Consider the following 21,737-nt stretch of genomic DNA (forward strand, 5'->3'; position numbering starts at 1 on the left):
CCCCGGCCTTTTCCTCAACGCGCGTTTTCCACCATGATCCAGTAGCGGCTGCGCTGCTTCACCCTGACCGGTAGCGTCTGCGTCAGTGCAGTCAGCACCAGATCGGTGTCGTGCAGCTGGAACACGCCGGAAATGCGCAGCTCGGCCACGGCGGGATCGCAGCGCAGCCAGCCGCTGCGGTAGCGGCCCAGTTCGGCGAGGAAATCTTCCAGCCGCATCTGGCGGGCCACCAGCACGCCTTCGGTCCAGGCGGTGAGGTCGAGCGGGGTATCGCGCACGGGCGAGGCACCCTCCGCGCCGACATGCCAGACCTCGCCCGCATGGGCGATGCGTGCTGCCTCGGCGGAGGCCGAGGGCAGGGCCACGGCGCCCTCGGTCACGCTGAGCCAGGTGGCGGCCTCGTCCTGCCGTACGTGGAAACGTGTGCCGAGCGCCTGGAACACGCCCTGCGCCGTGCGTATCCGCAGTGGGCGCTTGCCGCCGTGTGCCGCATCGGCGCCACTGTCGAGGAAGATTTCCCCGCGCAGCAGCACCAGCAGGCGTTCCTGCGTGCTGAAGCGCAGATCGACGGCGGTGTGGGTGTTGAGAACGAGGCGGGTGCCGTCTTCCAGGGTGATTTGCCTGCGCTCTCCGGTGGAGCTGCGCAGATCGGCGGTGAGCGCGGGCAGCGGGTTGCCCTGCCGCCCGAGCTGCCAGCCCAGCCCGAGCGCCGTGCCGCCGAGCACCAGCGCCTTGAGTGCCTGGCGGCGGCCCCGCTGGCTGCGGCGCTGCGTTTCGAGCCTGGCCAGCGTGTCACCTGCCAGCGACGCGCTGGAGGCGGGAAGCAGATGGAAGTCCTCTTCCGCCCAGTGCAACTGCCGCCATGCCTGTTCGTGCAGTGGGTCGGCGGCACGCCAGCGTTCACAGGCGGCCCGCAGTCCGCTATCCGTGGCAGCGGATTCGAGTTTCACCATCCAGCCGATGGCCGCCTCCAGCACCGCCGGCGGGAGGTCGTCATGCAGTGTCGCGGGCTGCCCCGGTGCAGTGCTCATCCGGCGTGCCCGCCCCGCAGGAGTTCTTCGCGTGCAAGCTGCAGGCGCATCCGGTGGCAGTGGCGGATGGCCTGCGCCATGTGCTTTTCCACCGACGACAGGGAGATGCCCTGGCGCCGGGCGATTTCGGTGTAGGGCAGGCCTTCCAGGCGCGACATCAGGAAGCAGATGCGCGCATTGGATGGCAGTTCGGCCAGCAGCGCATCGATGCGCATCAGCACCGACATCATCCGCATCTGGTCTTCCGGGCTGGGGGCCTGTTCTTCCGGCAGCAAGGCAACGGCATCCGCATAGGCGCGTTCCAGTTCGCGCCGGCGCAGATGATCGATCAGCACGCCGCGGGAAATCGTGGTCAGCCAGGCGCGTGGCTCGCGGATCTGATCCAGTTGCTCGGTCTTGCCCATGACCTTGACGAAGGTGTCGTGCATCAAGTCGGCCGCGCCATGTCCATCGTCCAGCTTGCGGCGCAGCCAGCCGAACAGCCAGTGGTGGTGATCGAGGTAGAGCGTTTCCAGTTGCTTTTGCCGCAGCAGGTGTTTCGGCATACCGGGCCCCGGGATTGTTGCTGGTGATCTTCCGCACCTTCCTGGAAGCCAGCCTGGGCTGCAAATAAACAAGAATGGTTTTCATTCTATTTCCTGGCTGGATTTCTGCAAAGGCAAGCTCGGGGCGGGGCCGGACGCGTGCAAAAAAAACGGCGCCCCGAAGGGCGCCGTCGAGGCCGGACCGGAGGAGAGGACGGTCGGCCGGGGAGGATCGATCGGCTCAGTGGTGGTAGGCCGTTTCGCCGTGCGAAGTGATGTCCAGCCCTTCGCGCTCTTCTTCCTCGGAGACGCGCAGGCCGATCAGCACATCGACGATCTTGTAGGCGATCAACGAGACCACGCCGCACCACACGATGGTGACGATGACGCTCTTCACCTGTACCCACACCTGGGCAGCGATGGAGAAGTCGTCCGCACCGGTGCCGCCCAGCCACGGGGCCGCGAACACGCCGGTGAGGATGGCGCCGACGATGCCGCCCACGCCATGCACGCCGAACACGTCGAACGCGTCATCCGCGCCCAGCAGGCGCTTCAGGCCGCTCACGCCCCACAGGCAAGCGAAGCCGGCGATCAGGCCGAGGACGATGGAGCCCATCGGGCCGATGAAGCCGGCCGCCGGGGTCACCGCGACCAGGCCGCCCACCGCGCCGGAAGCCGCGCCCAGCATGGAAGGCTTGCCCTTGAACAGCGCTTCGCCGACGATCCACGCCACAGTGGCCGTGCCGGTGGCCAGGATGGTGTTGATGAAGGCCAGGCCGGCGATGCCGTCGGCCGCGCCGGCGGAGCCGGCGTTGAAGCCGAACCAGCCCACCCACAGCAGCGAGGCGCCGACCATGGTCAGGGTCAGCGAGTGCGGGGTGAGGGCCTCACGGCCGTAGCCGATGCGCTTGCCCACCAGGTAGGCGCCCACCAGGCCGGCGATCCCGGCGTTGATGTGCACCACGGTGCCGCCGGCGAAGTCCAGCGCGCCGTCCTCGGCCAGCAGGCCGCCGCCCCACACCATGTGGGCCATCGGGATGTAGCTGAAGGTGAACCACAGCACGGCGAACAGCAGCACGGCGGAGAATTTCACCCGCTCGGCGAAGGCGCCGACGATCAGCGCGCAAGTGATGGCGGCGAAGGTGGACTGGAAGGCCACGAAGACGAATTCGGGAATCGTCGGCAGCGCGGCGGACAGCGTGTCCGGGGTGATGCCCTTGAGGAACACGTAGTCGAAGCTGCCGTAGAACGTGCCTTCACCCCCGAAGGTCAGGCTGAAGCCGTAGATGGCCCACAGCACGGTGATCGTCGAGAAGATCACGAACACCTGCATGAGCACCGACAGCATGTTCTTGCTGCGCGCCAGGCCGCCGTAGAACAGCGCCAGGCCGGGGATGGTCATCAGGATGACCAGCATGGTGGAGGTCAGCATCCACGCGGTGTCGCCGCTATCGAGCGTCGGCTCGGCCTCGGTGACCGCCTCCGCGACCGCTTCGGCGGTGGCCACGACGGCGCTGACCGCCTCGGTCGCCGCCTCGACGAGCGGGGCCGCCGTGTCCTGGGCGAACGCGCCGCCCGCAAAACTGACGGCCAGGGCCGCCCACAGTACTGCAATCAGCTTTCTCATTTTCTATGGCTCCCTTGCTTACAGGGCGTCGGCACCGGTTTCGCCGGTACGGATGCGGATGGCCTGCTCCAGATCGAAGACGAAGATCTTGCCGTCGCCGATCTTCCCGGTGGAGGCGGCTTTCTCGATGGCCTCGATGGCCTGGTCGAGCAGATCGGCGCGAATGGCCGCCTCGATCTTGATCTTGGGCAGGAAGTCGACGACGTATTCGGCGCCGCGGTAGAGCTCGGTGTGGCCCTTCTGGCGGCCGAAACCCTTGACCTCGGTGACGGTGATGCCCTGCACGCCGATGGCCGAGAGGGCCTCGCGCACTTCGTCCAGCTTGAACGGCTTGATGATCGCGGTAATGAACTTCATGGTGGTCTCCGGTCACCCGGCCGGGGCGGGCTGCCCCGGCGCGCGGGCGAGGCTTAGAAGGAACGGCTCACCGACAGCACCACGCGGTCGTCGGCGACGCGCGAGTTCTTGATGTCGGTATCGACGTAGTGCAGGCCGAAGTCGAAGCCGCCGTAGGAGTAGGTGGCACCGAGCTTCCAGTCTTCGTAGTTGTCGGCGTTGCGGGTATCCGAATAGCCGTAGTGGGCGTCCAGGGTCAGGGCGTCGTAGATCGGGTAGGAGACCGACAGGTCGTAGTAGCCGCTGTTCTTGGCGTCTTCGACACCGAACTGGTTGGACGACAGGGTGTGCGAATAGGTGAAGGAGAGGAACTCCCAGGACAGGCCGACGTAGGCTTCCAGGGTGTTCGGATTCTTCGAGCCGGTGGCAGCCTTCCAGGCGGAGTCGAAGTCACCGGGATAGTAGTACTGCAGCAGGCCCACATCGACGCCCAGCGGACCGATCTCGGTGGCGTAGCCGGCGTAGATGTTGGTTTCCAGGCTGCTGCTGGAGCTCACGCCCGTGCCCTTCTCCATGTCGCGCAGCCAGGACACGTTGGAAGCCCAGAAACCGACGTAGAAGCCGCTGTCGTGCGCGTAGTCGAAGCCACCCTGCAGGGCGGGGCGCTGATCGGTCTGGCTGATGCCGCGGAAGGTGTAGTCCGAGACGATGCTCACGTTTGCGGAGAACGGGCTGTCTTCGGCCATGGCGGCGCCGGAGGCGAGCAGCGTCGCGACGGCGATGGGGGCGAGAATGCGTTGATGCATGGTTTTCTCCTTGGGAAAAGGGCTGTGCGCGGCATCCAATGCATTCTCCGTGCCAGATTGTAGGAAACCCGCCAAAGTGCTTGTTGCAGCACAACATTCCTGCCTGGTTCCATGCTTCCGGCAAGCATGTGCGGGGTGTGCGCCTCACCGCCATGCACGACAATGGTGCATGCCGGCCAGGGCCCGGCACCAAAAGCAGCTTGGACAATGAAAAAGGGGGCCGGGGCCCCCTTTCGCGCGATCGGCCCGCCGCGCAGCGGGCCGTGCCGGCGCGCTTACTTGCTGACGAACTCCGGATAGGCTTCCTGGCCGCATTCGGTCAGGTCGGCGCCTTCGTATTCCTCTTCCTCGGAGATGCGGATGCCGAACACCGCCTTCAGGATGGCCCAGACGATCAGGCTCAGGCCGAACACCCAGACGAAGATGGTCAGGCCGCCGACGATCTGCCCCAGGAAGGTGGAATCGCTGTTGGTCAGCGGCACCAGCAGCAGGCCGAGGATGCCGCAGGTGCCGTGCACCGAGATGGCGCCCACCGGGTCGTCGATCTTCAGCTTGTCCAGGAAGGTGATCGACAGCACCACCAGCACGCCGCCGGCCGCGCCGAACAGGGTGGCGAGCAGCGGGGTGGGGGTGGAGGGCTCGGCGGTGATGGTCACCAGACCGGCCAGCGCGCCGTTGAGCAGCATGGTCAGGTCGGCCTTGCCGAACAGCAGGCGGGAGACGATCAGTGCGGCGATGGCGCCCCCGGCGGCGGCGGTATTGGTGTTGAGGAACACCATGGCCACCGCGTTGGCGTTGGCGATGTCGCCCAGCTTCAGCACCGAGCCGCCGTTGAAGCCGAACCAGCCCATCCACAGGATGAAGGTGCCCAGCGTGGCCAGCGGCAGGTTGGCGCCCGGAATCGGGTGGATCGAGCCGTCCGCGGCGTACTTGCCCTTGCGGGGCCCGAGCAGGATCACGCCCGCCAGCGCGGCGGCGGCGCCGGCCATATGCACGATGCCGGAACCGGCGAAGTCGGAGAAGCCCAGGTCGCCCAGGTTGTACAGGCCGAACACGTCGTCGCCGTTCCAGGTCCACGCGCCTTCCATCGGGTAGATGAAGCCGGTCATCACCACCACGAAGGCGAAGAACGGCCACAGCTTCATGCGCTCGGCGACCGCGCCGGAGACGATGGACACCGCGGTGGCCACGAACACTACCTGGAAGTAGAAGTCGGACGCGCCGGAATACACCGAATCGCCGTCGAAGCCGTCGCGCTCGGCGAAGGCCGACAGCGCCTCATCGACCAGGCCCTCGCCGCCGTCGATGCCCGACAGGAACACGCCGCCGCCGTACATGATGGCATAGCCGCACACCAGGTACATGATGCAGGCGATGGCGAACATGCCGACGTTCTTGGTGAGGATCTCGACCGTGCTCTTGCTGCGTACCAGGCCGGATTCCAGCATGGCGAAGCCGGCCGCCATCCACATCACCAGCGCGCCGCAGATCAGGAAGTAGAAAGTATCCAGCGCGTACTGCAGGTGATACACGTTGTTCAGCACGGCGGCCTCATCGGCCAGCGCCGGCGCGGTGAAACCGGCGGCCGCGGCCGCCAGCAGGGGGGTGAGGATCTTTTTCATGCGGGTGCTCTCCTTCACAGCGCGTCGCCGCCGGTCTCGCCGGTGCGGATGCGGATGGCCTGTTCCAGATCGAAGACGAAGATCTTGCCGTCGCCGATCTTCCCGGTGGAGGCGGCTTTCTCGATGGCTTCGATGGCCTGGTCGAGGACGTCGGCGCGGATGGCCGCCTCGACCTTCACCTTGGGCAGGAAGTCGACGACGTACTCGGCGCCCCGATACAGCTCGGTGTGGCCTTTCTGGCGGCCGAAGCCCTTGACCTCGGTGACGGTGATGCCCTGCACGCCGATGGCCGACAGGGCCTCGCGCACTTCGTCCAGCTTGAACGGCTTGATGATCGCGGTGATGAATTTCATTGAGGCGCTCCTTATGCCTGCGTGGGTGGGATGGCGAGCATGCACATGGGTGGGTCTCCCGGTTTGCTACATGGCGGCCGCTCCCTAGCGGATTCCATGCCAGAACGGCTGAATCCCGTCAAAAGGAGGGTTCAGGACGATGATTCGGTGGAATGTTGCTGCGCAGCAATGACAAATCGGACCATTTGGGTGCAAATGCACCGATTTGGTGCGCTCTCCGCGCCACCCCGGGCGGCCGTGCTACACTCGCGGCCGTCTGTCACCTGCCTGCGGAACCGGCCATGAGCACTCCACGCATCCTCGACGAAATCGGCGCCAAGCTTTCCGAGATCGCCGCCGCCAGTCCGGCGCGCGACATCGAGAAGAACGTGCGCGCGCTGCTCGGCAGCGCCTTCGGCCGTCTCGATCTGGTCACCCGCGAGGAATTCGAGGTGCAGCGCGAAGTGCTCGCCCAGGCCCGCCAGCGCCTCGCCCAGCTGGAGCAGCGCGTCGGCGAGCTGGAAGCCCGCCTCGAAGGTCGCGAACGCAACGACTGAGCCCTTCATCCGCCCGTCGCATGCGGCGGATTTCATGACAATGCGCTAGACTGCGGGTTTCCCCGTCACGGAGTCCGGGCATGTCGCTCGCCCTCGTTCATGCGCGCGCGGTCGACGGCATGGATGCCCCGCCGGTCGTCGTCGAGGTGCACCTGGCCAACGGCCTGCCGGCCTTCAACCTGGTCGGCCTGCCCGACGCCGAAGTGCGCGAGGCGCGCGACCGCGTGCGCGCCGCCATCGCCACCGCACAATTCGAATTTCCCCAGCGCCGCATCACCGTCAACCTGGCGCCGGCCGATCTGCCCAAGGAAGGCGGGCGTTTCGACCTGCCCATCGCCATCGGCGTGCTCGCCGCCTCCGGCCAGGTCGACGCGGCCGCGCTCGAGGGCTGCGAATTCCTCGGCGAGCTTTCGCTCGGCGGCGAACTGCGCCCGGTGCGCGGCGTGCTTGCCGCTGCCCTGCACGCCGGGCGGATGGGGCGCGCACTGGTGGTGCCGGCCGCCAACGCGGACGAGGCGGCGCTGGCGCGCGCGACGCGGGTCCTGCCGGCTAACGATCTGCTCGCCGTGTGCGCCCATCTCAACGGCCACCAGCCCATCGAGCCCTGGCGGGGCGGGTTGTCCGGTCCGCCCGCCGAAGCGCTGCCCGATCTGGCCGACGTCAAGGGCCAGCAGCAGGCCCGCCGCGTGCTGGAAGTGGCGGCAGCAGGCGGGCACGCGCTGCTGATGTTCGGCCCGCCGGGCACCGGCAAGTCCATGCTCGCCCAGCGCCTGCCCGGCCTGCTGCCGCCGCTCGACGAGGAGGAGGCGCTGGCCTGCGCCGCGTTGCAATCCCTGCACGGCGGCTTCGATCCGGCAAACTGGCGGCGCCGGCCCGTGCGGGCGCCCCACCACTCCGCTTCCACGGCCGCGCTGATCGGCGGCGGGGCGGGCAACATCCTGCCCGGCGAAATCTCCCTGGCGCATTTCGGCACGCTGTTCCTCGATGAATTGCCGGAGTTCAACCGCCGTACGCTGGAAGCGCTGCGCGAACCGCTGGAAACCGGTTCGGTGACCATCGCCCGGGCCAACCGGCGGGTCAGCTACCCGGCCGCCTTCCAACTGGTGGCGGCGATGAATCCCTGCCCCTGCGGCTATGCCGGGCATCCCCGCCGCGCCTGCCGGTGCACGCCGGATCAGGTGGCGCGCTATCGGGGCCGGCTGTCCGGCCCGCTGCTGGACCGGCTCGATCTGCTGGTGGAAGTGCCCGCGCTGGAAGAAGACACCCTGCGGGCCCGTCCGGCCGGTGAATCCTCGGCCGTGGTGCGCGAGCGCGTGCTGGCCGCGCGCGAACGCCAGCAGGCCCGCCAGGGGGTGGTCAACGCCCGGCTGGACGCGGCTGGGGTGGACGCGCATTGCACGCCGGACCCGGCCGGCGCCGCGCTGCTGTCGGCGGCGACCGAGCGCCTCAGGCTGTCCGCCAGGGCGTATCATCGCGTCCTCAGGGTGGCGCGCACGGTGGCCGACCTGGCCGGAGCGCCGCGCGTCGGCGCCGCGCATCTGGCCGAGGCGATCCAGTACCGTCGGGGATTCGACGAAGGCTGAAGGCGCCGCGCCCGCCGCCCGGCAACTTACACGCGTCCGCGCTCTCCAAGCGGGCGTCGCCCCGCAAGGTTACCCATGCCCGCTTCTTCCTCCCGGCTGCCGGCGCTGTTGGCCGCGCTGGCCGCCATCGGCCCGTTTTCCATCGATGCCTACCTGCCCGCCTTTCCTGCCATGGCGCAGGCGCTGGGCGCCACCTCGCTGCAGATCCAGCAGACGCTGACCGCCTACATGGCCACCTTCGCCTTCATGGCGCTGTGGCACGGCGCGCTGTCGGACCGCTGCGGCCGGCGCGCGGTGATCGTCGTATCGACGCTGCTGTTCGTGTTCGCCTCGCTGGTGTGCGCACTGGCGCCGTCCATCGAATGGCTGTGGGCCGGGCGGGCGCTGCAGGGCGCCTCCGCCGGGGCCGGCATGGTGGTGGGGCGCGCGGTGATCCGCGATCTGTACGACGGCGCCCAGGCGCAGCGCCTGATGGCGCGCGTGATGCTGATCTTCGCCGCCGCGCCGGCGGTCGCGCCGCTGGTCGGCGGGGTGCTGCTGTCGCTCGCCGGCTGGCGCGCGGTGTTCTTCTTCCTGGCGCTGTTCGGCGGCGTGCTGGCGTGGATGACCTGGCGCTTCCTGCCGGAGACGCTGCCGCAGGCCGCCCGCCAGCCGCTCGAACCGGTGGCCCTGGGGCGCGCCTATGTGCGCGTGTTCTCCTGCGTGGGTTTCGCCTTGCTGGTGGTGGCCGTGGGCTTCAACTTCAACGGCTTCTTCCTGTACGTGATGTCGGCGCCGGTGTTCATCATGCAGCACCTGGGCCTGGGAGAGCTGGGCTTCGCCTGGCTGTTCGTGCCGGCGGTGATCGGCATGATGGGCGGCTCGTGGATGTCCGGCCGGGTGGCCGGGCGCTGGAGCCAGCGGCGCGCCATCGGCGCCGGCTTCGCGGTGATGCTCGCCGCCGGGGTGCTCAACGTGGCCTACGCGGCGCTGTTCGCGCCCGCCCTGCCGGCCTCGGTGCTGCCGGTGGGCATCTACAATTTCGGCATGGCGCTGGCCATGCCCAGCCTCACCTTGCTGGCGCTGGACTATTTTCCGGATCGCCGGGGCATGGCGGCGAGCTGCCAGAGCTTCGTGCAGGTAGGCGTGAATGCCCTGTGCGCGGGTACCGTGGCGCCGCTGCTGTGGACCACGCCGCTGACCCTGGGCCTGGGCATGAGCGCCTTCGTGACCCTCGGCCTGCTGTGCTTCCTGGGCTGGCGCGCGCGCGGCGAGGGGCGTTGCTAGGAGCGTTGCCGGGGCGTGTTCAGCACTGCTGCCATGGCAGGCCGTCGTGGCGCCAGCCGTTGAGGGTGTTGCGGTGCTGGTTGGCGTCCAGATCGCCTTCGAAGCCGTGCACCACGTTGAACACCCGGGTGAAGCCGGCCTGTTCAAGCGTCTGACAGGCCGGCTGGGAGCGGTTGCCGCTGCGGCAGATCACCAGCGTCGGGCGGTGCAGATCGTCCTCGGCCAGGCGGCGGACTTCCTCGGCGAAATTTGGGTTGATCTCCCATTCCGGCGGCTCGCTCCAGGCGACGTGGATGGCGCCCGGCGGACGGCCGACGAACAGGTGTTCGATCTCGCTGCGCACGTCGATCAGCAGGGCCTCGGGATGCTCGCGCAGGTAGTCGTGGGCTTGCCGGGGAGTCAGCTCGTTCATGGCAGGGCTGGGTGGAGGGATGACGGAAGGGCGGAGTATACGCGCATCATCCGCGCGGCCGGCACGGCTCAGCGTCCGCCCAGATAGGCGGCGCGCACCGCGGGGTCGGCGCGCAGCGCAGCGGCCTCGCCTTCCAGCACCACGCGGCCGTTGGCCATGGCGTAGGCGCGCGAGGCCAGTTCCAGCGCCAATGCGGCGTTCTGCTCGACCAGCAGGATGCTCACTCCGCCGCGCGCGATGGCCGCGATGGTGTCGAACAGCGTTTCCACCAGCCGGGGGGCGAGGCCGGTGGAGGGTTCATCGAGCAGCAGCAGGCGGGGGCGGGCGAGCAGGGCGCGGGCCAGTGCGAGCATCTGCTGCTCGCCGCCGGACAGTGTGCCGGCGCGCTGGTCGAGGCGTTCACGGATGCGCGGCAGCAGGGTGCAGACGCGTTCCAGGTCGTTGCGCAGCATGGGGCCTTCCATGCGCGTGTAGGCGCCCAGGCGCAGGTTTTCGGCGACCGTCAGGCGGGTGAACAGGCCGCGTCCCTCGGGGACCAGGGCGATGCCCTGGCGCACGCGCTCGTGGGCCGGCATGCCGCCCAGCGCACTGCCGAGGTAGTGGATCTCGCCGGCCGCCAGCGGCAGCAGGCCGGCGATGGCGTTCAGCGTGGTGCTCTTGCCCGCGCCGTTGGCGCCGATCAGCGCGACCACCTCGCCTTCGCACACCTCCAGGTCGAGGCCGCGCACCGCATGCAGCGAGCCGTGATCCACGGCCACGCCGGACAGGCGCAGCAGGCGGGAGAGGCGCTCAGCCGGCATGCCGCGGGCCGCCCAGATAGGCCTCGATGACCGTCGGGTCGCCCTGCACGGCGGCCGGCGTGTCCTCGGCGATCTTGCGGCCGGCGTCGAGCACCGCCACGCGGTCGCACAGTTCCATCACCAGCGCCATGTCGTGCTCGATCAGCAACACCGTGGTGCCGTCGGCGCGGATGCGCCGGAGCAGCCGGGCGAGGTCGTCGGTTTCGGTGGCGTTCATGCCGGCGGCCGGTTCGTCGAGCGCCAGCAGGGTGGGGTGGGCGGCCAGCGCGCGGGCGATTTCCAGGCGGCGGCGGTCGCCGTGCGGCAGCGTGCCGGCCAGGGTGTCGGCGTGGCCGCCAAGGCCGACATAGTCGAGCAGGGCGCGGGCTTCCTCGTGGGCCAGGCGCTCGGCCACGCGCAGGCCGGGCAGGCGCGCCAGGGTGCGCCACAGACCGTTGCGGAAGCGGCGGTGCGCGCCGATCAGCACGTTTTCCAGCGCGCTCAGGTCGTCGAACAGGCGCGCGTTCTGGAAGCTGCGCGCGATGCCGCGCTCGGCCACCCGGCGCGGCTCGCCGCGCGGCAGCACCACGCGGTCGAAGACGATGCCCCCGGCGTCCGGCGTGCAGAAACCGGTAAGAATGTCGAAGAAGGTGGTCTTGCCCGCGCCGTTGGGGCCGATCAGCCCGAAGATCTCGCCGTGGTGGATGTCCAGCTCGACGTCGTCGAGGGCCCGCAGCCCGTCGAAGGACTTGCTGACGCCGCGCGCCTGCAGCAGTGGAACGGCGTCGGGCGTGCGTGCGGATTCGAAGGGCAGGGATTGCTGCGTGGCCGGCAAACGAGGGCTCCGGAGATGTTGCAAAAGCTCACCCGGCAGCGATTGCGCGGCGCCGGGCGCGATGCGATTCTAGCGTACCGTTTTGACGAGCTTTGTCCATGTCCCGATTGCTCAGTCTGTGGTGCGCGCTGCTGACCGCCCTGGGGCTGCCCGCCTGCGACGCATACAATCTGCGCGCATTGCAGCCCGGCGTGAGCACCGCCGCCGAGGTGCGTGAGCGCCTCGGCCCGCCGCAGGTGGAATGGCCGAATGCCGACGGCTCGGTCACCTGGGAGTATTCCCGCCAGCCGGAAGGCGTGGAATGCTACATGATCACGCTGGGTACTGACGGCATCCTGCGCGGCGTGGAGCAGGTATTGAACGAAGCCGGCTTCGCGCGCGTCCAACCCGGCATGAGTGGTGACGAAGTGCTGCGCCTGCTCGGCCGTCCGGCCACCCGCCAGTTCTTCGAGCTGAAGGGCGAGGCGATGTGGTCGTGGCTGATCGAACGCAGCACCGTCGTCACCGACCGGACCTACTTCACCGTCTCCTTCGACCGCGCCGGGCAGGTCACGGGAACCGGCCGCAACGTGATTCCGAAGAACTGATCATGAATACCCTGCCGATCACCTCCTCCCTGTTCCGCTGGCCGGCCCGCCTGGCCTTGCTGCTGCTGGTGGCCGCGCTGAGCGGCTGCGCCGCGTTTGCGCCGCCCCGGCCGTTCACCACCGAGGCCGAGGCGCTCGCCGCGCGCGGCGAACCCACGGCACGCTGGCCCAACGAAGACGGCAGCACCGTGCTGGAGTTCGCCACCCAGCCCTACGGCACCACCTGCCTGATGGTGGAGGTGGATGCCACGGGCGTGGTGCTGCGCCAGTGGGACGCGCTGGCCGCCGAGAACCTCGCGCGCGTGAAGGTGGGCATGACCCAGGACGAAGTGCGCCGCCTGCTTGGCCAGTACCGCTCCATCCAGCGCTTCGCCAATTCCGGCGAAGAGGTGTGGGACTGGAACGTGCCCAAGGACTACTACGACGTGGTGGCCCTGCGCTTCAACGTGCATTTCGTCGACAGCAAGGTGGTGCGTACCAGCCAGAGCTACGAATACCCGCGCGACCGCTGGATGTTCGGCGTCGGCGTGGGGCGTGGCTCGCCGTACTGGGGCATGGGCTGGGGGCACAGGTGGGGCTACCCGTGGGGCGGCTACCCGTACTGGCACCCGTGGTGGGGCTGGTAGGCACCACCACCGGCTCGACAGTTCGGGGTGCCCGGCCGTAAAATCCGGGCCTTGCCGAGGAGCGCTGCGACCCTGACGACGGGCCAGGCTCGGCAACCGAACAACGGCGCTCGCGAACCCTTCCGGTTTCGCCGCGCCGTTTTCTTTTGGCGCGGCCGTGCCGTTGGACGTGAACCCGACACGAGAGCCCCTGCCGATGCAGCCTGACCGCAGCCACGAACTCCGCCAGCACCTCGCCCGCCGCATCCTGATCCTGGATGGCGCCATGGGCACCATGATCCAGCAGTACAAGCTGGGCGAGGCGGACTACCGCGGCACACGCTTCCTCAACCATCCGCGCGACCTCAAGGGCAACAATGACCTGCTGGTGCTGACGCGGCCGGACGTGGTCGGCGAGATCCACCGCGCCTACCTCGAGGCCGGCGCCGACATCATCGAGACCAATACCTTCAACGGCACCCGGGTGTCGCAGGCCGAGTACGGCCTGGAGGAACTGGCCTACGAGCTCAACGTGGCCGGCGCCCGTCTGGTGCGCGAGCTGTGCGACGAATACACCGCGAAGAACCCGGACAAGCCGCGTTACTGTGCCGGCGTGCTGGGGCCGACCTCGCGCACCCTGTCCATCTCGCCGGACGTGAACGACCCCGGCTACCGCAACATCGAGTTCGACGCGTTGGTGGACGACTACTACGATGCCGCCCGCGGCCTGGTGGAAGGCGGCGCCGACCTGCTGCTGATCGAAACGGTGTTCGACACCCTGAACGCCAAGGCAGCGGTGTTCGCCATCGAGAAGCTGTTCGACGACTTCGAGCGCAACGGCGCCCATCGCCTGCCGGTGATGATCTCCGGCACCATCACCGACGCCTCCGGCCGCACGCTCTCGGGCCAGACTGCCGACGCCTTCTGGAACTCCCTGTCGCATGCGCGGCCGATTTCCTTCGGCCTCAACTGCGCCCTGGGCGCCAAGGAACTGCGGCCCTACGTGGAAGAACTGGCGCGGGTCTGCGACACCCATGTTTCCGCCCACCCGAATGCCGGTCTGCCCAACCCGCTGGCGCCCACCGGCTATGACGAAACGCCGGAGCAACTGGCCGGGGCGGTGGTGGAGTGGGCACAGTCCGGCCTGGTGAACATCCTCGGCGGCTGTTGCGGTACCACGCCGGCCCACATCGCCGCCATTGCCCAGGCGGTGGCTGCGGTGCCGCCGCGCCAGGTGCCGGAAATCGACAAGAAGCTGCGCCTGTCCGGCCTGGAGCCCTTCAACATCGGGGCGGACAGCCTCTATGTGAACGTCGGCGAGCGCACCAACGTCACCGGCTCGCGCGCCTTCGCCCGCATGATCCTGGAAGGCCGCTTCGACGACGCCTTGGCGGTCGCCCGCCAGCAGGTGGAGAACGGCGCCCAGATCATCGACATCAACATGGACGAGGCGATGCTGGACTCCGTGGCGGCGATGGAGCGCTTCCTCAAGCTCATCGCCTCCGAGCCCGACATCTCCCGCGTGCCCATCATGATCGACTCTTCCAAATGGGAGGTGATCGAGGCTGGGCTGAAGTGCATCCAGGGCAAGGGCATCGTCAACTCCATCTCGATGAAGGAGGGCGAGGCCAAGTTCCTGCACGAGGCGCGGCTGGCCCGGCGCTACGGCGCGGCGGTGATCGTCATGGCCTTCGACGAAAAGGGCCAGGCCGACACCTACGCGCGCAAGATCGAAATCTGCGGCCGCGCCTACGAGCTGCTCACCGGCATCGGCTTCCCGCCGGAAGACATCATCTTCGACCCCAACATCTTCGCCATCGCCACCGGCATCGAGGAACACGACAATTACGCGGTGGACTTCATCCAGAGCGTGGCCTGGATCCGCCAGCACCTGCCCTACGCCAAGATCTCCGGCGGCGTCTCCAACGTCAGCTTCAGCTTCCGCGGCAACGAGCCGGTGCGCGAGGCCATCCACACCGTGTTCCTCTACCACGCGGTGAAGGCCGGCATGACCATGGGCATCGTCAACGCCGGCATGCTGGGCGTCTACGACGACCTGGAGCCGGTGCTGCGCGCCACCGTGGAAGACGTCGTGCTGAATCGCCGTCCGGGGGCCGGCGATGCCCTGGTGGAACTGGCGCAGACGGTGAAGGAAGGCAAGGCCAAGGACACCGGCCCCGACCTCGCCTGGCGTGCCTGGCCGGTGGAAGAGCGCCTCAAGCATGCGCTGGTGAAGGGCATCACCGAATTCGTCGTCGCCGACACCGAGGAGGTGCGCGCCAGCCTGGAGGCCGCCGGCAAGCCGCCGCTGTCGGTCATCGAAGGCCCGCTGATGGCCGGCATGGACGTGGTCGGCGACCTCTTCGGCGCGGGCAAGATGTTCCTGCCCCAGGTGGTGAAATCCGCCCGTGTCATGAAGCAGGCGGTGGCCCACCTGATTCCCTACATCGAGGCCGAGAAGCTGCGCACCGGCGCCGCCAGCAAGGGCCGCATCGTCATCGCCACGGTGAAGGGCGACGTGCACGACATCGGCAAGAACATCGTCGGCGTGGTGCTGGGCTGCAACGGCTACGAGGTGATCGACCTCGGCGTCATGGTGCCGGCGGACAAGATCCTCAACGCCGCCAAGGAACACGGCGCCCAGGCCATCGGTCTGTCCGGGCTGATTACGCCCTCGCTGGAGGAAATGAGCCACGTTGCCGCCGAAATGCAGCGCCAGGGCTTCGACGTGCCGCTGCTCATCGGCGGCGCCACCACCAGCCGTGCCCATACCGCCATCAAGATCGCGCCCCACTACCAGCAACCGGTGGTGTACGTGCCGGATGCCTCGCGCGCGGTGGGCGTGGTCACCGCGCTGCTGTCCGAATCCGGCGCAGAGGAATTCCGCCTCCAGCTCGCTGCCGACTACGACAAGATCCGCGCCCAGCACGCCAACAAGAAGGGCGTGCAACTGGTCAGCCTGGAAGCCGCACGCGCCAACGCCTACGACCCGCTGTCGGTGGAAGGCTACGTGCCGTTTGAGCCCAACACCCTGGGCGTGATCGCGCTGGACGTGGACCTGGAAGACCTGCGCGCTTACATCGACTGGGGCCCCTTCTTCCAGACCTGGGACCTCGCCGGCAGCTTCCCCAGAATCCTCGACGACGAGATCGTTGGCGAAACCGCGCGTGGCGTGTTCAAGGACGGCCAGGCCATGCTGGAAGACCTGATCGCCGGCCAGTGGGTGCAGGCGCGCGCGGTGTTCGGCCTCTTCCCCGCCAACAGCGTGGGCGACGACATCGAGTTCTACGCCGACGAGTCGCGCGACACCGCCATGATGACCTGGCACGGCCTGCGCCAGCAGCACGAACGCCCGCCCGGCAAGCCGCACTGGTGCCTGGCCGACTTCATCGCCCCCAAGGCCAGCGGCGTGCGCGACTGGTGCGGCGCCTTTGCCGTCACCGCCGGCCTGGGCATCGAACACAAGCTGGCCGAATTCGAGGCGGCGCACGACGATTACCACGCCATCATGCTCAAGAGCCTTGCCGACCGCCTCGCCGAAGCCACCGCCGAATGGCTGCACGAGCGCGTGCGCAAGGAATACTGGGGCTACGCCGACGACGAGCAGCTCGACAACGCCGCGCTCATCAAGGAGCAATACAAGGGCATCCGCCCCGCGCCCGGCTACCCCGCCTGCCCCGACCACACGGTGAAGGCTGCGCTGTTCCAGCTACTGGACGTGCCTGCCAACACCGGCATGGGGCTGACCGAGGCGATGGCCATGACTCCGGCCGCGGCGGTCAGCGGCTTCTACTTCGCCCATCCGGAAAGCCACTACTTCGCGATTCAAAAGATCGGCAAGGATCAACTCGCCGACTGGGCGCAACGCACTGGCCTCAGTGAAGAAGCGGCGGCGCGCTGGCTGGCGCCCTTGTTGTAAGACGGTTCAAAGGCGGTCAATGGGCGACACCACGCCACGGCCGCCCTTGTTCAGCACATGGGTGTAGATCACCGTGGTCGACACATCGGCGTGGCCGAGCAGTTCCTGCACCGTGCGGATGTCGTATCCGCTGTCGAGCACATGGGTGGCAAACGAATGCCTCAGCGTATGTACGCTGACCGGCTTGGTGAGCCGGGCGCTGGCAACGGCCTTGCGCACCGCACGTTGCAGGCGTTGCTCATACAGGTGATGTCGCCGGGAAATGCCCGACACCGGGTCCACCGACATCCGGTCTGAAGGCCGCACCCAGAACCAAGGCCAGGATTCCGCCGCGCGTGGGTACTTGCGCCCCAGCGCATCGGGCATCCAGACGCCGGGCAGGCCCGCTTCGCGATCCCTTTGCCATACGTTGCGCGCCTGCTCCAAGCGCCGGCGCAACACCGGCACCAGCCTTGCAGGCAACATCACCCGTCTGTCTTTGCCGCCTTTGCCCTCGCGAATCGTGATTTCGTGCAGGTCGAAGTCGACATCCTTCACCCGCAGGCGCAGTGCCTCCATCAGGCGCATCCCGGTACCGTAGAGCAAGCACGCCAGATCGCACTCCACGCCTTCCATCACCGACAGCAAGCGTGCCACCTCCGCCTGTGACAGCACCACAGGAACGCGCTCGCGCTGCTTCGGACGGCCGATCTCCTGCAGCCATGGCAGATCGATAGCGAGAACCTCCCGGTAAAGAAACAACAGCGCAGACAAAGCCTGGAGATGTGTAGAAGGCGCCACCTTGCGTTCATTGGCCAGCCACGCAAGAAAGCCCTCGACTTCGGCAGCGCCCATGTCGCGAGGGTGGCGCAGTCCATAGTGACGGATGAATGTGCGTACCCAGTGGACATAGGCCTGCTCGGTTCGTAAGCTGTAGTGCTTGTAGCGGATGCGTTCACGAAGCTGGTCGAGCAGGCGGGGCGGATGGGTCGATGCGTTGTCGGGCGGCATGATGGCTTTGTCTGCTGTGTATGTGCTGTACATGCAAACAGTATATCGAAGAAGTCGATGGTTTCAATGACAAATGAGCATGACGTCTTGTGGGCCTTATCCGTCAAATTTCCCGCATACGCAGCAGATTTGCTGTCTACAACACGTTGGGCCTACCAATGAGCGTTGATCCGGCACTCGAAATCTTGGCTGAGGCAAAGAAACTCGCACAGCGTTACCGCGCTCTCACCGGAAAGCCACTCGGCATTACTGGAGAGGTTGCCGAATATGAGGCGGCTCGAATTCTTGGCGTCGAACTTACGCCCGCGAGACAGGCTGGCTACGACGCAATCGAAATTCGTGAGGGGCAAACCTTTCGGCTTCAAATCAAAGGTAGGTGTGTACTCGAAGACAGTAAGCCAGGCCAACGCATGGGCTCCATCGACATTCACAAGGAATTCGATGCTGTCTTGCTTGTTCTCCTTGACGGAGATTTTGAGGCTACAGCTATTTACGAGGCGTCGCGTGAGGCCGTAATTGCTGCACTCACGGCTCCGGGTTCCAAGTCACGAAACGAGCGTGGTGCTTTGGGCATCTCCAAGTTCAAATCTATCGGGGCCGTTCGGTGGTTACGTTCGGCATAGGCCCAACCCATCATTCCACCGGACCTGCGCGAAAAGCCGCGCAGGCCGGTGAATTCAGACGTTAGGGCTCATGCGCAAATTGTCGAGGCGGACAGATAGCGTCATTGCGTTTGGGATTGGATTCGCCTTACTAGCGGCAACGTTCGTTGTTGGCGACCCGATCTATGCAGGAATCTGGTACTACTTGATTGCTTGGTTCGCCCTTGTAGGCTTAGTGCAGCTCGTCAAAGCACCCCCGATGCTTACATCCGGTGCCGCCGTGGCACTTGCCGCATCCTTCGTCTTCTATTGGGCGTGGCAAGCGTCTTTGCCGCAGCCCGACGGACTTCTTGGCCTTGGCCACTTGTTCTCGTTGCCCGGACTTGGCATCGCCGCAGTTATCGCCGCCGTTCTTGCGCGCCAGCGACAGATGCATCCTTGGGCTGCATTTGCCGTCGGTGCACTGGCATGTTGTGCCGGGTTCGCTATTGCCCAACTCGTTGTATGTCGGTCCATGATGTACTGTGGAGCGTTATCGGGGCACGTGTGATGAGCCCTAACAATTCATTCAAGCCGACGCCACTTCGTGGCGCGGCTTAATTCAGGCGTTAGGTATTCACGATGCTTAAGTTTCTGAGCAAGCTGCTCAATAGAGATCTAACAACCCCTGCGGAGCCTATCGATACGAATGTACCGGAGGATGAAATCTGGGAGATATTGCACCCCAAGAACAAGGCAGAGTCATCGCTTAGGAAGAAAAAGCTCCAGGCCTTCCTCCAATTTGTAACGCGCCAGCTAAACAAGACCGAATCTCAGCGTTTGTGCCGAGTTGCGAAACGAGCTCTCGATGGTGATAAAGGTTCATTTGAGGCACTGAGCGAAGTGATGTCCGGCGAAGAAGGTCAACGGCGAGGCAAATGGGTGTTTATCCAACTAGATTGGAAAGCACGCGAGGAAATCGTGTGGCAGGTTTTCGAGATTCTGAGCACGTTCGGTGTCAGCGAGCGCTGGGAGCATGATTGTGAAGCGGAGTTTGGTTCAGTTCCCGAAGCCCTAATAGCTCTGTCTGACTGGTTAGCCAGCAGAGATCTCGCACTTCTTCACTTTGAAACAGAGTCCGATTCCTATTGTTCGCTAATTGTCAGAGCATCTGACGTTTCTACCGCCAAGGAGCTTGCTACAGCGGCTCAACTTACACTCTACGATCATGCAGAGTTTTCTTGCCAGAATACCTAACCCTGCGGTCGGGGCGCGGCTTCGCCGCTGGGACGCCGGTCAAGCTGCGCTTGCCCAGCGCCCCTCACCTCCACGTTAGACCTCGGAACAACACATGATCGAAACCGTAGGGCTCATCCTCGGAATCGTTGGCGTGCTTTTTGCATTTGAAACGCCGCGCCGTCGAGTCGTGACTCTTTTCTTCCCCAGATCAGTGGCCAAGAGCGAAAGCTCTAGGTCTATCACTCCAATCATTGACATATGTCATAGAGGCATCTCAGTTAAGGAAATTGAGCCGAACAAGCTTCACTTCGAAATTCCGTATTGCGCGGGGAAGAATGCAAATGCACATAACGTCAAGCTGCAAACCGCAGTCCTCATTAGAGACGGGTCAGCAATCAAGACGTTGTCTCATTTCGGCGATGACTTTCCAGAGGGTATTTCGCTGACTTACGAGACGGGAAAGTCAATTTCATACACCTTGTCGCCACTATCAGCGGCTGCGCTGTCATCCCTCTACATAGTGGTTCGCGGAACATATATGGCAGAGGTTGGCAAAACGGTCTTTCCCGTTTTTGACATATTTAAGTTCAGTGTTCCTACAAAAACCTGGGTGAGAACATTGGGTGATGAAGACAGGAGTGTTCGAGCATTTATGCGCGCCCAGGTCTAACAGATCGGTCAACGCGGACGCCCTGCCGGCCGGCGTTGCCGTCCTGCAGGGCGCCGGTTACCTCCAACGTTAGAGAACTCATCTCATGTCCGACAAGCCTATCCAAGAACAGTTTGGCCAAGCAATCATCAATTCCGTCGCAGAGTTCGCACGGAAGGATCTTGAAGACGTAGCAACGCTGTCTGGAACCCTTTTCTCTCACGTCACAGACCCGGCACTTCGAACAACCCTCGCGGAGACTCTCTACGGCGCGCGATGGATATACAAACTCGGTCTAGCATTGCTCGTGAAAGATGAAGAACAAATGGCCCACGTTCGCGCTCAACTCATCGACTACGGCGCCGTTTGTGAGGGGCTGCTGGTTGATCTAATTGCTTATGGTATTTCTAAAGGACACGTTACCGGATCGCGCTACAAGTTCAAGGACGTGAAGAAGCTGCAACGCCCAATCAATTGGGGTGTGAAAGACATTCAAGGCCAAGTAACTCGGCAAACTTTCTATTGGCAAATTGCCGTTGCCGAAGAGGAAAACATGATTTCCGCGCCACTCGTCAAACGCCTTGACGCTCTCCGAGAGGACAGAAACACGGTCCATATGGCTGCACGAACGTTTAAGGCGTATCTCGGCCGCTCTCACGCTGCATTCGAAACTTTACACAAGGCCATAACAGAGGTAAAGGCATGGAAGACCGCGAATCCATGACCCCGTTCTCTAACCTCTCGGTCAACCGGACCGCCCGCAAGCTGTGCTTGCGGGTTCCCTCCGCGCTTCGCGCTCCGGCGGCCAGTTACCTCAAACGTTAGAGGATTACTCCATAAAATTCAGCGGAGAAATTGATGTAGCTAATGAAGACCATCTTTGGATATATAAAATCCCTTGCTGCGTTATCTCAGAAGGAAAAATTAGCTTCGATTTTGTGGGCGTAAAAGACGGCTGTAAATTTACAGGGCACTGCATTGCCAACGAGCGGTCGCCTCAAAAATACTCAGGATTAGGTAAGTTCCAATATGAAGGGTACGAGGCTTACGAAAGCCCTATTGAAGTATCAATAAAACTTGAAGATATATTCTTGGAAATATCAGGAAAGTGGCTTGAAGATGGCGTTGAATACAGAATGGACGGCGAGCTTGAGAAAAACCTCTAACAATTGGTTCAAATCGCTCGCTCCGCTCACTGGGACGGGCTAAAGCCCGCCCCTTAACCAAACTACAAGGGCTTCCCCATCTGTCAAGCAATAGCATCCCGTGGCCGACGGAGCGGCAGTGATTTTTCTTGCCAAACAAATACCTTCCGGGTGATCTGCAAACCAGGCGAGAACAACAAGGTGCGGACTGGCCAGACTACAAACGGTCACTCTTGCAGCGCTTCATTGGCTGCGGACCCTGATGAAGGACGCACGCGGAGAACCCATTCGTTAGCCGGCGCTGATGCAGCC

Annotated in this window: 23 protein-coding genes and 1 riboswitch; of the genes, 11 read left to right on the forward strand and 12 right to left on the reverse strand. The window is 65.2% G+C overall.

The features are described 5' to 3' along the window. Window positions 1-14 precede the first annotated feature (14 nt). The 7 genes from E6C76_RS21605 to glnK (E6C76_RS21635) all read right to left on the reverse strand — a co-directional run bounded on the left by E6C76_RS21605 (window position 15) and on the right by glnK (E6C76_RS21635) (window position 6,299). A complete protein-coding gene (locus tag E6C76_RS21605) occupies window positions 15-1,031 on the reverse strand; it encodes a FecR domain-containing protein (RefSeq protein ID WP_136350340.1) in 1,017 nt (338 codons plus the stop codon). Continuing rightward, window positions 1,028-1,576 (reverse strand): sigma-70 family RNA polymerase sigma factor, encoded by a 549-nt coding sequence (locus tag E6C76_RS21610; RefSeq protein ID WP_136350341.1) that lies wholly within the window; start codon window positions 1,574-1,576, stop codon window positions 1,028-1,030. The genes E6C76_RS21605 and E6C76_RS21610 overlap by 4 nt, the downstream gene beginning before the upstream one ends. Before the next feature lie 220 nt (window positions 1,577-1,796). Beyond that, a complete protein-coding gene (gene amt / locus E6C76_RS21615; protein WP_136350342.1) occupies window positions 1,797-3,182 on the reverse strand; it encodes an ammonium transporter in 1,386 nt (461 codons plus the stop codon). Between the two features lie 18 nt (window positions 3,183-3,200). After that, the gene (gene glnK, locus E6C76_RS21620; RefSeq protein ID WP_136350343.1) at window positions 3,201-3,539 is read right to left on the reverse strand and encodes a P-II family nitrogen regulator; all 339 of its coding nucleotides are present in this window, start codon (window positions 3,537-3,539) and stop codon (window positions 3,201-3,203) included. A 53-nt stretch (window positions 3,540-3,592) separates the two neighbouring features. Beyond that, window positions 3,593-4,324 carry a TorF family putative porin gene (locus E6C76_RS21625; protein ID WP_136350344.1) on the reverse strand — a complete coding sequence of 244 codons (732 nt, stop codon included), beginning with the start codon at window positions 4,322-4,324 and terminating at the stop codon, window positions 3,593-3,595. Window positions 4,325-4,599: 275 nt separating this feature from the next. After that, complete coding sequence (locus E6C76_RS21630) at window positions 4,600-5,946, reverse strand: ammonium transporter (RefSeq protein WP_136350345.1); 1,347 nt, start codon at window positions 5,944-5,946, stop codon at window positions 4,600-4,602. Between the two features lie 14 nt (window positions 5,947-5,960). Then, a complete protein-coding gene (gene glnK, locus E6C76_RS21635; protein ID WP_136350346.1) occupies window positions 5,961-6,299 on the reverse strand; it encodes a P-II family nitrogen regulator in 339 nt (112 codons plus the stop codon). A 281-nt stretch (window positions 6,300-6,580) separates the two neighbouring features. Between glnK (E6C76_RS21635) and E6C76_RS21640 the strand changes: the two genes are divergently transcribed. From E6C76_RS21640 to E6C76_RS21650, 3 genes are all read left to right on the forward strand, one after another. Further along, window positions 6,581-6,835 carry an accessory factor UbiK family protein gene (locus E6C76_RS21640; protein WP_136350347.1) on the forward strand — a complete coding sequence of 85 codons (255 nt, stop codon included), beginning with the start codon at window positions 6,581-6,583 and terminating at the stop codon, window positions 6,833-6,835. Between the two features lie 80 nt (window positions 6,836-6,915). Beyond that, window positions 6,916-8,418 carry a YifB family Mg chelatase-like AAA ATPase gene (locus E6C76_RS21645; RefSeq protein WP_136350348.1) on the forward strand — a complete coding sequence of 501 codons (1,503 nt, stop codon included), beginning with the start codon at window positions 6,916-6,918 and terminating at the stop codon, window positions 8,416-8,418. A gap of 75 nt (window positions 8,419-8,493) precedes the next feature. Next, window positions 8,494-9,684 carry a multidrug effflux MFS transporter gene (locus E6C76_RS21650; protein WP_136350349.1) on the forward strand — a complete coding sequence of 397 codons (1,191 nt, stop codon included), beginning with the start codon at window positions 8,494-8,496 and terminating at the stop codon, window positions 9,682-9,684. A gap of 19 nt (window positions 9,685-9,703) precedes the next feature. On the opposite strand, the gene E6C76_RS21655 is transcribed toward E6C76_RS21650, so the two are convergent. From E6C76_RS21655 to E6C76_RS21665, 3 genes are all read right to left on the reverse strand, one after another. Next, complete coding sequence (locus tag E6C76_RS21655) at window positions 9,704-10,096, reverse strand: rhodanese-like domain-containing protein (protein ID WP_136350350.1); 393 nt, start codon at window positions 10,094-10,096, stop codon at window positions 9,704-9,706. Between the two features lie 68 nt (window positions 10,097-10,164). Then, window positions 10,165-10,896, reverse strand: a complete 732-nt coding sequence (locus E6C76_RS21660; protein ID WP_136350351.1) for an ABC transporter ATP-binding protein — start codon at window positions 10,894-10,896, stop codon at window positions 10,165-10,167. Beyond that, a complete protein-coding gene (locus E6C76_RS21665; RefSeq protein ID WP_230976362.1) occupies window positions 10,886-11,710 on the reverse strand; it encodes an ABC transporter ATP-binding protein in 825 nt (274 codons plus the stop codon). Before E6C76_RS21665 ends, E6C76_RS21660 begins: the two co-directional genes overlap by 11 nt. Window positions 11,711-11,808: 98 nt before the next feature. On the opposite strand from E6C76_RS21665, the gene bamE reads away from it, so the two are divergent. The 3 genes from bamE (at window position 11,809) to metH (ending at window position 16,821) form a co-directional block, all read left to right on the forward strand. Beyond that, the gene (gene bamE / locus E6C76_RS21670; RefSeq protein WP_136350352.1) at window positions 11,809-12,297 is read left to right on the forward strand and encodes an outer membrane protein assembly factor BamE domain-containing protein; all 489 of its coding nucleotides are present in this window, start codon (window positions 11,809-11,811) and stop codon (window positions 12,295-12,297) included. Window positions 12,298-12,299: 2 nt separating this feature from the next. Continuing rightward, window positions 12,300-12,923, forward strand: a complete 624-nt coding sequence (locus E6C76_RS21675; protein WP_136350353.1) for an outer membrane protein assembly factor BamE — start codon at window positions 12,300-12,302, stop codon at window positions 12,921-12,923. Between the two features lie 50 nt (window positions 12,924-12,973). Next, a riboswitch (S-adenosyl-L-homocysteine riboswitch) is annotated at window positions 12,974-13,042 on the forward strand. Window positions 13,043-13,119: 77 nt separating this feature from the next. After that, window positions 13,120-16,821 carry a methionine synthase gene (gene metH, locus E6C76_RS21680; RefSeq protein WP_136350354.1) on the forward strand — a complete coding sequence of 1,234 codons (3,702 nt, stop codon included), beginning with the start codon at window positions 13,120-13,122 and terminating at the stop codon, window positions 16,819-16,821. A gap of 6 nt (window positions 16,822-16,827) precedes the next feature. On the opposite strand, the gene E6C76_RS21685 is transcribed toward metH, so the two are convergent. Beyond that, complete coding sequence (locus E6C76_RS21685; protein ID WP_136350355.1) at window positions 16,828-17,811, reverse strand: integron integrase; 984 nt, start codon at window positions 17,809-17,811, stop codon at window positions 16,828-16,830. A gap of 158 nt (window positions 17,812-17,969) precedes the next feature. On the opposite strand from E6C76_RS21685, the gene E6C76_RS21690 reads away from it, so the two are divergent. Then, window positions 17,970-18,434, forward strand: a complete 465-nt coding sequence (locus E6C76_RS21690; protein WP_136350356.1) for a DUF6998 domain-containing protein — start codon at window positions 17,970-17,972, stop codon at window positions 18,432-18,434. 211 nt (window positions 18,435-18,645) lie between these two features. Here E6C76_RS21690 and E6C76_RS21695 read toward each other — a convergent pair whose 3' ends face one another. Beyond that, on the reverse strand, window positions 18,646-18,849 hold the full coding sequence (locus tag E6C76_RS21695) for a hypothetical protein (protein ID WP_136350357.1): 204 nt from the start codon (window positions 18,847-18,849) through the stop codon (window positions 18,646-18,648). Between the two features lie 185 nt (window positions 18,850-19,034). Between E6C76_RS21695 and E6C76_RS21700 the strand changes: the two genes are divergently transcribed. From E6C76_RS21700 to E6C76_RS21715, 4 genes are all read left to right on the forward strand, one after another. Further along, the gene (locus E6C76_RS21700) at window positions 19,035-19,649 is read left to right on the forward strand and encodes a DUF6630 family protein (protein WP_136350358.1); all 615 of its coding nucleotides are present in this window, start codon (window positions 19,035-19,037) and stop codon (window positions 19,647-19,649) included. 94 nt (window positions 19,650-19,743) lie between these two features. Continuing rightward, window positions 19,744-20,301: a hypothetical protein gene (locus E6C76_RS21705; protein ID WP_136350359.1), complete on the forward strand. Its 558-nt coding sequence runs from the start codon at window positions 19,744-19,746 to the stop codon at window positions 20,299-20,301. 85 nt (window positions 20,302-20,386) lie between these two features. Then, the gene (locus tag E6C76_RS21710) at window positions 20,387-21,004 is read left to right on the forward strand and encodes a hypothetical protein (protein ID WP_136350360.1); all 618 of its coding nucleotides are present in this window, start codon (window positions 20,387-20,389) and stop codon (window positions 21,002-21,004) included. A 43-nt stretch (window positions 21,005-21,047) separates the two neighbouring features. Further along, window positions 21,048-21,446, forward strand: coding sequence for a hypothetical protein (locus tag E6C76_RS21715; protein WP_136350361.1), 399 nt, complete (start codon window positions 21,048-21,050; stop codon window positions 21,444-21,446). Window positions 21,447-21,737: the final 291 nt, after the last annotated feature.

Origin of the sequence: Pseudothauera nasutitermitis, assembly GCF_004801295.1 — a bacterium.
Lineage (GTDB): Bacteria > Pseudomonadota > Gammaproteobacteria > Burkholderiales > Rhodocyclaceae > Pseudothauera > Pseudothauera nasutitermitis.